Source organism: Streptomyces sp. V4I2 (genome assembly GCF_030817655.1).
In the GTDB taxonomy this organism is placed as follows: domain Bacteria; phylum Actinomycetota; class Actinomycetes; order Streptomycetales; family Streptomycetaceae; genus Streptomyces; species Streptomyces plumbiresistens.
Genome location: NZ_JAUSZM010000003.1, coordinates 3,426,367 through 3,439,262, shown reverse-complemented (window position 1 = coordinate 3,439,262; position 12,896 = coordinate 3,426,367). Strand labels below are relative to the sequence as shown.

The window sequence follows — 12,896 nt, the reverse complement described above, 5'->3', positions numbered from 1 at the left end:
GGGCCGTACGTCGAAGACCGGGGATCAGCCGCGCTGGATCCCCGACGTGTCCTGCAGCACGCCACGACGGCCGTCCTGCGTCTGCGCGACCAGCGCACCGCCGCGCTGCTCGACCGCCAGGTACCAGGTACCGGGGGCGAGTTCGGCGATCGGCGCCTGCGAACCGTCCTCCGCGAACAGCGGACGCGGCACCGGCACGGCGAACCAGAACGGCGAGAACTCCGGGGCCGGCGGCTGGGCCTGCGCCTGCTGCGGCTGGGGCTGCGCCTGCTGGGGCTGCTGGGGCTGTGCGCCGAAGGGCTGCCCGGGCTGCGGCTGACCGCCGTAGGGCTGCCCGGGCTGCGGCTGCTGGGCGCCGGGGTAGCCGTAACCACCGGGCGGCTGGGCGCCGTAGGGCTGGGGGGTGGGCGGCTTGGGGGCTGGGACGAGTCCCGCCTGCAGGGCCGGGACCAGCGGGGTGGCGACGGCGGCCGCGGCCAGGAGCAGGGTCGCGACGAAGGCGAGGATCAGACCCATTCCGGCGTCGGGGCCGCTCGAGTTGCCGTTCACGTTGTCCGCACCGCCGGCGGGGTCGAAGAGGTTGCCGAGCGCGCTCCACGCGGCGAAGACGGTGAAGGCCACGCCGAACGGGCCGAGATCAAGACCGGCGACCTTCGGCGCCTGCGGCAGACCGCGGGCGACAACGACGAGCGCGGCGCCGATGATGCCTGCCAGCACGACGCCCAACAGCACCGGACCGCTTTCCCAGGCGTTGGGGAAGTCGGTGTCGTCGGGGGCTCCGTCGACCGAGTAGATGTCGAGGAACGACGCGACGAACAGCAACACCGCTGCTCCGATCACCACGCCGTCGCCTCGAGTGAGGGAGCGGATATTCACTTCAGGTCCTTCGTAAGTCGTCTCGTCGTCGGTAGAGGCGTCGCCAGTCACCATGTCGCCGTCAGGCCCCGGTGTGAAGCGCGGGGGTGGCCCCTCATCGTAAGGACGACACTATCGTCCGCCGGAACAGGGTGTCCGCCCGGATCAGCGCGCTGATCACTACCCGCGCAGGAAACTCACGATTCCCTCAGAGATCCCCTGCGCCGCCTTCTGCCGCCAGGCGCCACTGGTCAGCAGCGCCTCGTCCTTGCTATCGCGCATGTTGCCGCACTCGATGAACACCTTGGGAACCGTTGACAGATTGAGACCGCCCAGGTCCGTGCGGGTGTCCAGTCCGGTGCCGTCTCCGATGTAGTTGGAGGGCGCGCTGCCCGTGACGCGTACGAAGTTGCCCGCGATGCGCTCACCGAGGCGGCGGGAGGGGGCGACGATCGGGCGGGTGTCCGCGGCGCCCGCGTGCACGCTGCCCGGCAGGATCACGTGGAAGCCGCGGTTGCCGGCCGCCGAGCCGTCCGCGTGGACCGAGACGACGGCGTCCGCGTGCGCCGCGTTGCCGATCCGGGCGCGCTCGTCCACGCACGGGCCATAGGGCCGGTCGCCGTCCTGGGTCAGTTTCACCGTGGCGCCCTGCGCTTGGAGCAGCGTGCGCATCCGGTGGGCGACGTCGAGAGTGAACTCGGCTTCCGTGTAACCGGCGTTGGTGGAGGTGCCCGTCGTGTCGCACTCCTTCCAGTTCGTGCCGATGTTCACCTTGCGGTTGATCTCGGCCGTGTGCTGGAAGTTGCCCGGGTTGTGACCCGGGTCGATGACGATCACCTTGCCCTTGAGAGGGCCGGAGGCGGCGGGCGCGGACGTGCCGGGCGCGGAGGTGGCGGGGGTCGGGCTCGGCTGCTTGGCGTCGTCGTTGCCGGAGTCCGTCGGTTCGGATGCCGTCGGGGAGGCGGGCGCGCGCGACGACACGGGCGTCCCGACCGCCCCCGCCGACCCTCCGTCGGATCCGCCGACCGCCTCGTACACCACCCAACCGAGCAACGCGCCGGGCACGAGCGCGGCGAGCGCGACGGTGAGGGGGCGGCGCCTGGGGCGGCGCGGCGGGGAGGGTTCGAAGTCCGGGCCTACGTACGACACGACAGCCACCTTACGGTCCCGCCACATGCTCCGCCGGGAGCCCCCGCGCGACCCTGCGGCGTGCCGCGGCCGAGCGATCGGATCCCGTGACGAGGTGCCCCGGGATCAGATCCCCGCGCCGGTCCGCCGCAACACGCGCAGCGAGTCCGTCGCCGAGACCTCCGTGAAGGCGCCCGAGGCCAGGGCCCGCAGATACACGCGGTACGGGGCCTGGCCGGTGAACTCGTCCGCCGGGTCGGGGAACACGTCGTGGATGACGAGCAGGCCGCCCTCGGCGACATGGGACGCCCAGCCCTCGTAGTCGGCGTTCGCGTGCTCGTCGGTGTGGCCGCCGTCGACGAAGACCAGGCCGAGCGGGGATCCCCAGACCTTCGCGACCTGCGGCGAGCGGCCGACCAGCGCCACGACGTGCTCCTCCAGGCCCGCCTTCTGGAGGGTGCGGCGGAAGGTCGGCAGGGTGTCCATCAGGCCGATCTCCGGGTCGACCGTCTCCGGGTCGTGGAACTCCCAGCCCGGCTGCTGCTCCTCGCTGCCCCGGTGGTGGTCGACGGTCAGCGCGACGACCCCCGCCTCACGGGCCGCGTCGGCGAGCAGGATCGCGGACCGCCCGCAGTAGGTACCGACCTCCAGGAGCGGCAGCCCGAGCCGCCCGGCCTCGACGGCCGCCGCGTACAGGGCGAGCCCTTCACCGGCGGGCATGAACCCCTTCGCGCCCTCGAAGGCGGCCAGGATCTCGGGCTTGGGGGCCGCGGGCATGGGGGCCTGCCTTCCGTCGTACGAATGTCTGGGCGCCCATGATGCACCGCGGCCCCCGGCATGGGGGTGACGGGGGGGGCGGGCGGGGGCGGGGGCGGGGGCGGTGAGTGCAGGCGGGCGTCGGGCGGGGCTCGGCGGAGGCCCGGCTGTCCTGGCAGCGCCGGGTATCCGGTGGTGCGGCGTGCCTCCGGGCGTGCGTGGCGACGGGGGCGGGCTCGGGCGGGGTGGGCCGGGCTGAGGCGGGCGTCGGGCGGGGCGCAGCGGAGGCCGTCTGTCCTGGCAGCGCCGGGTCCTGTGGTGCACCGCGCCCCCCGGCCATGCGTGGCGACGGGGGGCGCGGTAGGGCGGGTTCAGGCCGGCGCGGGCGTCAGGCGGAGACCGTCTGTCCCGGTAGCGACAGGTCCAGGTCGACCGCGTTGTCGTCGCCCGCGTGGGTCGCCGCGGAGGCGAGCGGGCCGTGGCCGGTGGCGCGGGCGGCCAGGACGTAGGCGCCCTGGGTGGGGACGGCGAGGGTGTAGGTGCCGTCCTCGGAGGAGAGGGTCGCGCCCGCCTGGCGGCCGCGGCGGTCGATCAGGGTGACCTTGGCGCGGGCGACGGGAGTGCCCGTGGCGTCCAGGACCCGGCCCCGGAAGCCGCGCAGCACTTCCTCGGCGTGTGCGAGCACCGCGTCCTCCTCGCTGCTCGCGCGCAGCTGCGGCTTGGTCGCCGGGCGGTTGCGGGGCAGCAGGAGGGCCATCAGGAGGCCGACCGCCACCGCGCCCGTCGCGATCAGGAAGGAGACGCGGAAGCCGTGCATGGTCGGGATCGCGACGCCGTTCACGTTGTTCGCGGTGTTGGCGAGGACCATGCCGATCACGGCGCTGGAGACCGACGTACCGATGGAACGCATCAGGGTGTTGAGGCCGTTCGCCGCGCCCGTCTCCGAGGCCGGGACCGCGCCGACGATCAGCGCGGGCAGCGAGGAGTAGGCGAGGCCGATGCCCGCGCCCAGGACGACCGCGATGACGAGGCTCTGCCAGGCGGCGCTCATCAGGCCGAGGCCGGCGCCGTAGCCGATCGCGATGATCAGCATGCCGAGGATCAGGGTGACCTTGGGGCCGTACTTGGCCGACAGGCGGGCGTAGACGGGGGCCGTGACCATCATGGTCAGGCCGAGCGGTGCCACCAGCAGTCCGGCGACGACCATGGACTGGCCGAGGCCGTAGCCCGTGGACTTGGGCAGCTGGAGGAGCTGGGGCAGGACCAGCGAGACGACGTAGAACGAGACGCCGACCATGATCGAGGCGAGGTTGGTGAAGAGGACCGTAGGGCGGGCCGTGGTGCGCAGGTCCACCAGCGGGGCCTTCACCCGCAGCTCCATCACGCCCCACAGGACGAGGACGACCGCCGACGCGCCGAACAGGCCGAGCGTGGTCCCCGACGTCCAGCCCCAGTCGCTGCCCTTGGTGATCGGCAGGAGGAAGAGGACGAGGCCCGCGGAGAGTCCGATCGCGCCCAGGACGTCGAAGGTGCCCTTGGCGCGCAGCGGCGACTCGGGTACGACGAGGAGGGTGAGGGCGATGGCCAGGACGCCGATGCCGGCGGCGCCGTAGAAGAGGGCGTGCCAGTCGGCGTGCTGGGCGACCAGCGCCGCGGCGGGCAGCGCGAGGCCGCCGCCGACGCCGATCGAGGAGCTCATCAGGGCCATCGCCGAGCCGAGCTTCTCGCGGGGCAGCATGTCGCGCATCAGGCCGATGCCGAGCGGTATCGCGCCCATCGCGAAGCCCTGGAGCGCACGGCCCGCGATCATCGTGAGCAGGTCGCTGGTGAGCGCGCTGACCAGCGCGCCGACGACCATCACCGAGAGGCTGAAGATCAGCATGCGCCGCTTGCCGTAGAGGTCGCCGAGGCGGCCCATGATCGGCGTGGCGACGGCACCGGAGAGCAGGGTCGAGGTCAGCACCCAGGTGGCGTTGCTCGGCTCGGTGTCCAGCAGCTGCGGCAGGTCCTTGATGACCGGGACGAGCAGGGTCTGCATCACCGCGACCACGATGCCCGCGAAGGCGAGCACCGGGACGACGGCCCCGCTCGCTCTGCGTACGGGCTGGTCGGCGGTCGACGTGTGCGTCATGGAGTGGGGCCTCCAGGCCGGGGAACGAGGGGTTCGGACGGGATACGTGCACGGTGAACCCCGTGCGCCCGGGCAACTATTCCGATGCTTCGGCTCACTAACGAATTCTTTGTCTTCTCTTGGGGAAGCCGCCCCGGCCGGCGGCCTGGGACGAAATCCCGATGCAAGGACCGTCGGCCGGTTGAGAGCATGACAGGCATGCTCGGAGCCGCTGACGTCACCCGCATGTCCCGCCGCCGTACCGCGCCGCCCACCTGGCTGGTCGTGGCGCTCGCGTGTGCCGGCCAGTTCCTGGTCGTGCTGGACGTGTCCGTCGTGAACGTGGCGCTGCCGTCGATGCGGACCGACCTCGGGCTGAGCGAGCAGGGGCTCCAGTGGGTCGTCAACGCCTACGCCATCGCGTTCGCCGGGTTCATGCTGCTGGGCGGGCGGGCCGGTGACCTCTACGGCCGCAAGCGGATGTTCCTGGTCGGCCTCGGTCTGTTCACGGTGGCCTCGCTGGCCGGCGGACTCGCCCAGGAGGGCTGGCAGCTGCTGGTGGCGCGGGCCGCGCAGGGGCTCGGCGCGGCGGTGCTCGCGCCCTCGACGCTGACCATCCTCACCTCCGCCGTCCCCGAGGGCGCCGCACGCGCGCGTGCCATCGCGACCTGGACGGCGGTCGGCGCGGGCGGCGGCGCGGCCGGCGGGCTCGTCGGCGGGGCGCTGGTGGAGGTGCTCTCGTGGCGGTGGGTGCTGCTGATCAACGTGCCGATCGGCGCGGTGGTACTCGTCGGCTCCGTGCTGTGGCTCGCCGAGGGCCGGGCGGGGGACGGACGACGGCTCGACCTGCCGGGCGCCGTGCTGGTGACCGCGGGGCTCGCCACCTTGGCCTACGGCATCTCGCAGACGGAGGCCGAGGGGTGGACGGCCGCGGCCACCCTGGTGCCGCTGCTCGCCGGGCTCGCGCTGATCGGCTGCTTCCTCGCCGTCGAGGCCCGTACGGCGGCCCCGCTGATGCCGCTCGGACTGCTCAGGGTGCGGGCGGTGGCGTCGGCGAACGTGGCGATGTTCCTGTGCGGCTCGGCGATGTTCTGCATGTGGTTCTTCATGACGCTGTACGCGCAGAACGTGCTCGGCTACTCGCCGCTGGACGCCGGGCTCACGCTGGTGCCGACCTCCCTGGCCATCGTCGTTGGCTCGAAGCTCGCACCCCGGTTCATGCGGAGGTTCGGGGCCCGGGCCGTGGCGGTGCTCGGGACCCTGGTGGCGGTCGCGGGGTTCGGCTGGCAGTCGACGATGACCGCGGACGGGGCGTATCTCACCACGATCATGATCCCGGGGATCCTGATGATGCTGGGCGCGGGCCTGGCCGCGACACCGCTCGCCGCGCTGGCCACGGCGGGGGTGGCGCCCGGGGAGGCCGGGCTGGTGTCGGGACTGGTCAACACCTCGCGCACGATGGGCGGTTCACTGGGCCTCGCGGTCATGTCGACGATCGCGGCGGCCCGTACGGCGGGGCGCGGCTCTCGCGAGGCGCTGACGGAGGGGTACGCGCTGGTGTTCCGGGTGGGCGCCGGGGTGCTGGCCGGTGGGGTGGTGCTGATGCTGCTGTGGCTGCCGCGAAACAACTCCGCGGAGTGAGGCGGGGATATCAACTCCTTCGCATGTCCAGGGCTCGCGCGGCGCAACCGCTCCGAAAGTGCCGTCGGCGTCGCCGGGAACGGTGCCATGGAGGCCCTCGCCCAGCCCACCGCGGGCACTTCCCCCTGCCCCTGGAGTGACGCGTCATGGCCTCCCGCCCCGGCCCCGCACGCACCTGGTGACGGCATTCGCAGAACCCTCGCCGTACCCGCTCACCTGGGCTCCCCGCCCGCTCGAAGCTACGATCGCCGGTCTCGGAAAGGGGCCCGGATGGACCGGAACATACGCAGTGTCAACGACGTACTCCGGCTCCTGGACGGGCTGTTCGCGCCGGACGCCGACCGGTGGACGGACCGGGGCGCCTCCTGGTGGGACGGCTTCTACGCGGACGGCTCCAGGCCGGTTCCGTTCTTCGTGGCCAAACCGGACGAGAACCTGGTGTCGTACCTCGACCGTGGCCTGGTCCCCGACCATGACCTGATCCCCGGAGGCCGCGCCCTGGACCTGGGCTGCGGTCTCGGCCGCAACGCGCTGCATCTCGCGGCGCGCGGCTTCGAGGTGGACGCCGTCGACCTGTCGTCGGCAGCCATCGCCGGGGCGCAGGAGCGGGCCCGCGAGGCGGGGGCGGAGGCACGGTTCCACCGCGGGGACGCCTTCGCCCTCGTCGGTACGGAACTGACGGGACCGTACGACCTGGTGTACGACTCCGGCTGTTTCCACCACCTGCCGCCGCACCGGAGGGTCAGCTACCTGCGTCTCCTCGACCACCTCCTGGCGCCCGGCGGCCACTTCGCCCTCACCTGCTTCGCGGCCGGAGGGATGGGTTCGGAACTGTCCGACGCCGACTTCTACCGCCAGGCCGGTCTGCAGGGCGGCCTCGCCTACACGCCCGAGTCCCTGCGCTGGATCTTCTCGGACCTGACGGAGGTGGAACTGCGCCGCATGCACGACGAACCGGCCGACTCGCCGTACTTCGGGGAGGACTCCCTGTGGACGGCGCTGTTCAGACGGAAGTAAGACCCCGATCCGCGCCTGACCGGGGCCCGGTCCTACAGCCACCCCTACAACCACCCCTGCTGCCGCGCCTCCCGCATCGCCTCCATGCGGTTGCGGGTGCCTGTCTTGCCGATGGCGGAGGAGAGGTAGTTGCGGACCGTGGACTCCGAGAGGCGGAGCCCGGTGGCGATGTCGGCGACGGTCGCGCCGTCCGTCGAGGCGTTGAGGACCTCGCACTCGCGGGGCGTGAGCGGGTTGGGGCCGGCGCTGAGCGCGGCTGCAGCGAGCGCGGGGTCGATGACCGTCTCGCCGGTCAGTACGCGGCGGATCGTGGCGGCCAGTTCCTCCACGGGGCCGTCCTTGACGAGGAAGCCCGCGGCTCCGGCCTCCATGGCCCGGCGAAGATAGCCGGGCCGGCCGAAGGTGGTGAGGATCAGCACGCGGCAGTCGGGTGCCTCGTCGCGGAGTCGGGCGGCGGCGTCCAGGCCGCTGATGCCGGGCAGCTCGATGTCGAGGAGGGCCACGTCGGGGCGGTGGGTCAGGGCCGCGTCCACGATGGCGTCGCCGGCCGACACCTGGGCCACGACCTGGATGTCCGCCTCCATCCCGAGCAGCAGGGCGAGTGCTCCGCGCAGCATCCCCTGGTCCTCGGCGAGCAGGACTCGGATGGACCTGGCGGGCCGGTGGTCGCGCGGCATCTCGTTCACGGCCCAAGGGTAGGGCGCGGGTGGGGCCGTGGTCCCTCCCGTGGTCTGTGCCGACGTCTGTGCCGGCCCTGTGCCGACGTCTGTGCCGAGGTCGGTACGGCGGTAGCGGAACGCCTTGCCGCATATGTGCCGGATCGTTGAAAAAGCTGGACGAATTGCCCAGTATCGCCACGACCACGACCTGCGGCGGTTCTACCGGCTCGGAGGGTGAGGCGCCGCAGACACCGCCGGACGGTCAAGGTCCGGCGTACGCGCCCCGCCGACTGCCTCCGTCATCCGCGTCCATTGACGCATCGCCCCGCTTGACAACTCCGCCGACCCCACCGGCAGTTCCGCCTTCACCACGAACCCGCCCCGCGCCCCCGGACCCGGCCCCGCCTCCAAGGACCCTCCCGCCGCCGCGAGCCGCTCCTTCAGCCCTATCAGCCCGGTGCCGCCGATCCGCGGGGCGCCGGGAAGCGGCTCCGTGGCGGCGGGCGACCCGCGGCCGTCGTCCGTGATGCGCAGGCGGGCCCGTTCCGGCGTGCTCTCCACGGCGATCTCGCACCGCGTCGCCCCGCTGTGCCGTACGGCGTTGGTGACCGCCTCGCGGACGACCCAGCCCAGCAGCACCTCCGTCCGGGCGGCGAGGGGCGGGCCGGACCGGTGGACGACGGGCTCGATGCCCGCGGCCGGCAACACCGAGTGGGCCCGGTCGAGTTCGGTGCCGAGGCTGCCCTCGCGGTAGCCGGTCACCGCCTCGCGGATCTCGGTCAGCGCCTGCCGGCCGACGGACTCGATGTCGGTGATCTGGCCCAGCGCCGACGGCAGGTCGCGGTCGGCCAGCCTGCGGGCCGCCTCCGCCTTCACCACGATCACCGACATGGTGTGCCCGAGCAGGTCGTGCAGGTCGCGGGAGAAGCGCACCCGCTCCTCCTCGACGGCACGCCGGGCCAGCTGCTCGCGGGCCGCCGTCAGCTCCCGTACCGCTTCGGACAGGGACAGGATCGCCGCCGTCACCATCGTTGAGATCCAGGTCGCGTACGCGGTGTCGAGGCCGCCCCAGCCCTCGTGGGCGACGGAGGCCGCCCCGGCGAGCAGCGCGACGGCCGCGCCGACCCAGCGCAGCTGCGGCATCCGCACGACCGCGCCCGTCGCGAGGCCGAACAGGGGGAAGAACAGCAGCCAGTTGCCGCCGTACCCGATGGCCAGAGCGCAGGTCACCAGGCCCATCAGCGCCAGCGCCACCCGCGTCGAGGCGGCCTCGCGCGTCTCCTTCACGAAGGCGCGGAACGCCACGTAGATGTAGAGGGAGTTGAAGGCGAGCAGGCCGAGGCCGCCGATCAGGGGGTTGGGCGTGTCCCCCTGGAAGAGGTTCGAGAGGGAACCCATCCCCATGAGCAGCCACGGCAGGAGACTGAAGCCGTTGGGAGCGATGCTCCGCGCGGCCTTGCACTCCAACTTGCGTCGGACCTTGCGTCGGACCTTGCGTCGGACCTTGCGTCGGACCTTGTTGTCGGGCATGACCACGACGCTACGCACTCGCCCGTCGGCCCGGCAGATGCCCTTGTACGGAATCCGGCAGGACAAATGTCATGGGTGCCGCTGCGGTGGCTACCGAACTGACACTCCGTCAGGAGCCTTCACAACTGCGGAGCGCTGGGCTATACAGGGGTCGCCGGACTGGAACGCGTTCTAGGTCGGCCCGTGTCGACCTCGGTGCGGCCGACGGTGCGGACGGCCGTACCGAGGTTTCTGAGCCCTCAGGAGCAGGGAGCCCCATGCCCATCGACGCAGCCAAGGCCCTGGCCGCCGAGCCCCGTTCCGGCGAGATCGCCTGGAGCGTGAAGGACGTCCAGCTCTACCACCTCGGCATCGGGGCCGCCGCGAATCCTGACAAGCACAGTCCCGCCACGGACCCCGACGAACTGCGCTACACCCTGGAGTCCCGGCTGCACGTCCTGCCGAGCTTCGCGACCGTCGCGGGCGCCGGCTCGCCCGGGGTGATCAGCGGTCTGTCGATGCCCGGCGTCGAGGTCGACCTGGCCCGTGTCCTGCACGGCGGCCAGAGCCTGGAGATCCACCGACCGCTCCCCGTCGAGGGCACGGCCACCGCGACCTCCCGCATCGCCGCCGTGTACGACAAGGGCAAGGCGGCGGTTCTCGTGATGCGCACCGAGGTCGCCGACGCCGAGGGCTCGCTGTGGACCAACGACGCCCAGATCTTCGTACGCGGAGAAGGCGGCTGGGGCGGCGACCGCGGCCCCTCCGCCGGCCTCGAACCGACCACCGGCGAGCCCGACAAGGTCGTCGAGCGGCCGGTCCGCGAGGACCAGGCCCTCCTCTACCGCCTCTCCGGCGACCGGAACCCGCTGCACGCCGACCCGGAGTTCGCCAAGGTCGCCGGATTCGAGCGGCCCATCCTGCACGGACTGTGCACCTACGGCATCACGCTCAAGGCGGTCGTCGACACGCTCCTCGGCGGGGATGTGAGTCGGGTGCGCGGGTACGCCACCCGGTTCGCCGGGGTCGTGTACCCGGGGGAGACCCTGCGGATCCGCATGTGGCGACGGGACGGCGAGATCCGGGTGACCGTGAGCGCCGTAGAGCGGGACGACGCGCCCGTCCTCGCCGACACCATCGTCCAACACTCCTGAGTCAGCCCGCTGTTGAGGGGAGCCGCACCATGCGCGCAGCCGTACTGCACGAGATCGGCCAGGACAAGCTGGAGGTCCTCGACGACGTCGAGGCGGTGGGCTTCGGCCCCGGCAGGGCGAGGATCCGGGTGCGGGCCACCGGGCTGTGCCACTCGGACCTGTCCGCGATGGGCGGCGTACTGCCGCAGCCCGCGCCGTTCGTGCCCGGTCACGAGGGCGCGGGGGAGATCCTCGAAGTGGGCGAGGGCGTCAGCCACCTGAAGCCCGGCGACCGGGTCGTCGTCTGCTGGCTGCCCGCCTGCGGCGTCTGTCCCGCCTGCAAGCGCGGCCAGACCGAACTGTGCCTGGCCGGGTTCATGAACGCGGGCACCCCCAACTTCAAGCGCCCCGGCGGTGACCTCTTCGGCTTCGCCGGCACCGGCACCTTCGCCGAGGAGGTCGTGGTCGACGCCGGCTGCGCGGTGCCGATACCCGACGACGTGCCCTTCGACATCGCCGCGCTCATCGGCTGCGGGGTGACCACGGGCCTCGGTGCCGCCCTCAACACCGCGGACGTGGAGGCCGGTTCGTCGGTCGCCGTCATCGGCTGCGGCGGCGTCGGCATCTCCGCGATCCAGGGCGCCCGCCTCAAGGGCGCCGCCGAGATCGTCGCGGTCGACCCGGTCGCCTCGCGCCGCGAGTCCGCGCTCAAGTTCGGGGCGACCAAGGCCGTTTCACCCGAGGAACTGGCCGACGCCAAGCAACAGGTCACCGGCGGCGAGGGCTTCGACTACGTCTTCGAGGTCGTCGGCCGCTCCGCCACTGCCCGCACGGCGTACGACACCACGCGGCGCGGCGGCACCCTGGTCGTCGTCGGCGCGGGCGCCATGGACGACTACCTCCAGCTCAACATGTTCGAGCTGTTCTTCGACGAGAAGCGGATCCTGCCGTCCATGTACGGCGGCGGAGACGTCCTGCGCTCCTACGAACGGACCATCGCCCTGTGGCGGGCCGGCCGCGTCGACCTCGACGGCCTGATCACCCACCGCGTGCCGCTGAGCGAGATCAACGAGGCACTCGACCAGATGCGGACGGGGACCGCCCTCCGTACCTGCATCGAGATCTGAGGACCCCGGATGTCACTGCCACTGGAGGGACTCTCTGCGATCGTCACCGGCGCGGGCCGCGGCCTCGGCCGGGCCGAGGCGCTGGAACTGGCCCGGCTCGGCGCGGCCGTCGTCGTCAACGACTACGGGCAGCCCGGCCGGGACGGCTCGGGCGAGGCCTCGGCCAGCCCCGCCGAGCAGGTCGCCGCCGAGATCCGCGCGGCGGGCGGCAAGGCGCTCGCCCACACCGGGGACGTCTCCGACTTCCGACAGGCGGGCGAACTCGTCGAGTCGGCGACCGGCGAGTTCGGCCGCCTGGACATCCTCGTCAACAACGCCGGCATCCTGCGCGACCGCATGGTGTTCTCCATGACCGAGGACGAGTGGGACGCCGTGATCCGCGTCCACCTCAAGGGCCACTTCAACACCACCCACTTCGCGGCCGCGCACTGGCGCGAGCGTTCCAAGGCGGCGGGCGGGCCGGTGTTCGGGCGGATCGTGAACACCTCGTCGGAGGCGTTCCTCGCGGGGTCGGCCGGGCAGCCCAACTACGCGGCGGCGAAAGGGGGAATCGTCGGGCTCACCACGTCGACGGCCCTCGCGCTCGCCAAGTACGGCGTGACCGCCAACGCCATCTGCCCGCGCGCACGCACCCGGATGACCGAGGACGTCTTCGCCGGCTTCGAGCGCCCCGCCGACGCCCTGGACCCGCTCGCCCCCGAACATGTCGCCCCGCTCGTCGGCTACCTGGCCTCGCCCGCCGCCGCCCAGGTCAACGGCCAGCTGATCGTCGTACACGGCGGCATGGTGGCGATCGTCGAACGGCCGCGCGTACAGGCCAAGTTCGACAGCAAGCAGGACACGTTCACGTACGACGAACTGGACGCGCTGCTCACCGCGCACTACGCCGAGCGGCCGGAGGGGGAGACCTTCGCGGCGGCGGAAGTGCTGGGACTCAAACGGGAGTAGAAGTGCTGAGCCT

Annotated in this window: 11 protein-coding genes; 5 read left to right on the top strand and 6 right to left on the bottom strand. The window is 72.4% G+C overall.

Translation table 11 applies throughout. The features are described 5' to 3' along the window. Positions 1-24: 24 nt before the first annotated feature. From QFZ76_RS16470 to QFZ76_RS16455, 4 genes are all read right to left on the bottom strand, one after another. A complete protein-coding gene (locus tag QFZ76_RS16470; RefSeq protein ID WP_307674452.1) occupies positions 25-876 on the bottom strand; it encodes a DUF5336 domain-containing protein in 852 nt (283 codons plus the stop codon). Positions 877-1,035: 159 nt separating this feature from the next. Beyond that, the gene (locus QFZ76_RS16465) at positions 1,036-2,004 is read right to left on the bottom strand and encodes an N-acetylmuramoyl-L-alanine amidase (RefSeq protein WP_307674451.1); all 969 of its coding nucleotides are present in this window, start codon (positions 2,002-2,004) and stop codon (positions 1,036-1,038) included. Between the two features lie 105 nt (positions 2,005-2,109). Beyond that, a complete protein-coding gene (locus QFZ76_RS16460; RefSeq protein ID WP_307674450.1) occupies positions 2,110-2,760 on the bottom strand; it encodes a class I SAM-dependent methyltransferase in 651 nt (216 codons plus the stop codon). Positions 2,761-3,127: 367 nt separating this feature from the next. Then, positions 3,128-4,870, bottom strand: a complete 1,743-nt coding sequence (locus QFZ76_RS16455; RefSeq protein WP_307674449.1) for an MFS transporter — start codon at positions 4,868-4,870, stop codon at positions 3,128-3,130. A gap of 189 nt (positions 4,871-5,059) precedes the next feature. Between QFZ76_RS16455 and QFZ76_RS16450 the strand changes: the two genes are divergently transcribed. After that, a complete protein-coding gene (locus tag QFZ76_RS16450) occupies positions 5,060-6,490 on the top strand; it encodes an MFS transporter (protein WP_307674448.1) in 1,431 nt (476 codons plus the stop codon). Between the two features lie 270 nt (positions 6,491-6,760). After that, positions 6,761-7,507 carry a class I SAM-dependent methyltransferase gene (locus tag QFZ76_RS16445; RefSeq protein WP_307674447.1) on the top strand — a complete coding sequence of 249 codons (747 nt, stop codon included), beginning with the start codon at positions 6,761-6,763 and terminating at the stop codon, positions 7,505-7,507. 44 nt (positions 7,508-7,551) lie between these two features. On the opposite strand, the gene QFZ76_RS16440 is transcribed toward QFZ76_RS16445, so the two are convergent. Next, positions 7,552-8,184, bottom strand: a complete 633-nt coding sequence (locus tag QFZ76_RS16440; protein WP_307680028.1) for a response regulator transcription factor — start codon at positions 8,182-8,184, stop codon at positions 7,552-7,554. A gap of 201 nt (positions 8,185-8,385) precedes the next feature. After that, on the bottom strand, positions 8,386-9,696 hold the full coding sequence (locus QFZ76_RS16435) for a sensor histidine kinase (RefSeq protein WP_307674446.1): 1,311 nt from the start codon (positions 9,694-9,696) through the stop codon (positions 8,386-8,388). Positions 9,697-9,953: 257 nt separating this feature from the next. Here QFZ76_RS16435 and QFZ76_RS16430 point away from each other — a divergent pair, with 257 nt between their 5' ends. From QFZ76_RS16430 to QFZ76_RS16420, 3 genes are read left to right on the top strand one after another with little or no spacing between them, the layout of a single operon-like run. After that, the gene (locus QFZ76_RS16430) at positions 9,954-10,829 is read left to right on the top strand and encodes a MaoC/PaaZ C-terminal domain-containing protein (protein ID WP_307674445.1); all 876 of its coding nucleotides are present in this window, start codon (positions 9,954-9,956) and stop codon (positions 10,827-10,829) included. A gap of 29 nt (positions 10,830-10,858) precedes the next feature. Continuing rightward, on the top strand, positions 10,859-11,935 hold the full coding sequence (locus QFZ76_RS16425) for a Zn-dependent alcohol dehydrogenase (RefSeq protein WP_307674444.1): 1,077 nt from the start codon (positions 10,859-10,861) through the stop codon (positions 11,933-11,935). 9 nt (positions 11,936-11,944) lie between these two features. After that, positions 11,945-12,883: a 3-oxoacyl-ACP reductase gene (locus QFZ76_RS16420; protein WP_307674443.1), complete on the top strand. Its 939-nt coding sequence runs from the start codon at positions 11,945-11,947 to the stop codon at positions 12,881-12,883. Positions 12,884-12,896: the final 13 nt, after the last annotated feature.

What these genes read in the sequence shown, in the direction of transcription:
- QFZ76_RS16440 (WP_307680028.1), bottom strand. Translation starts at nt 8,184, where the DNA reads ATGCCGCGCGACCACCGGCCCGCCAGGTCCATCCGAGTCCTGCTCGCC.
- QFZ76_RS16420 (WP_307674443.1), top strand. Translation starts at nt 11,945, where the DNA reads ATGTCACTGCCACTGGAGGGACTCTCTGCGATCGTCACCGGCGCGGGC.
- QFZ76_RS16460 (WP_307674450.1), bottom strand. Translation starts at nt 2,760, where the DNA reads ATGCCCGCGGCCCCCAAGCCCGAGATCCTGGCCGCCTTCGAGGGCGCG.
- QFZ76_RS16445 (WP_307674447.1), top strand. Translation starts at nt 6,761, where the DNA reads ATGGACCGGAACATACGCAGTGTCAACGACGTACTCCGGCTCCTGGAC.
- QFZ76_RS16435 (WP_307674446.1), bottom strand. Translation starts at nt 9,696, where the DNA reads ATGCCCGACAACAAGGTCCGACGCAAGGTCCGACGCAAGGTCCGACGC.
- QFZ76_RS16430 (WP_307674445.1), top strand. Translation starts at nt 9,954, where the DNA reads ATGCCCATCGACGCAGCCAAGGCCCTGGCCGCCGAGCCCCGTTCCGGC.
- QFZ76_RS16455 (WP_307674449.1), bottom strand. Translation starts at nt 4,870, where the DNA reads ATGACGCACACGTCGACCGCCGACCAGCCCGTACGCAGAGCGAGCGGG.
- QFZ76_RS16450 (WP_307674448.1), top strand. Translation starts at nt 5,060, where the DNA reads ATGACAGGCATGCTCGGAGCCGCTGACGTCACCCGCATGTCCCGCCGC.
- QFZ76_RS16425 (WP_307674444.1), top strand. Translation starts at nt 10,859, where the DNA reads ATGCGCGCAGCCGTACTGCACGAGATCGGCCAGGACAAGCTGGAGGTC.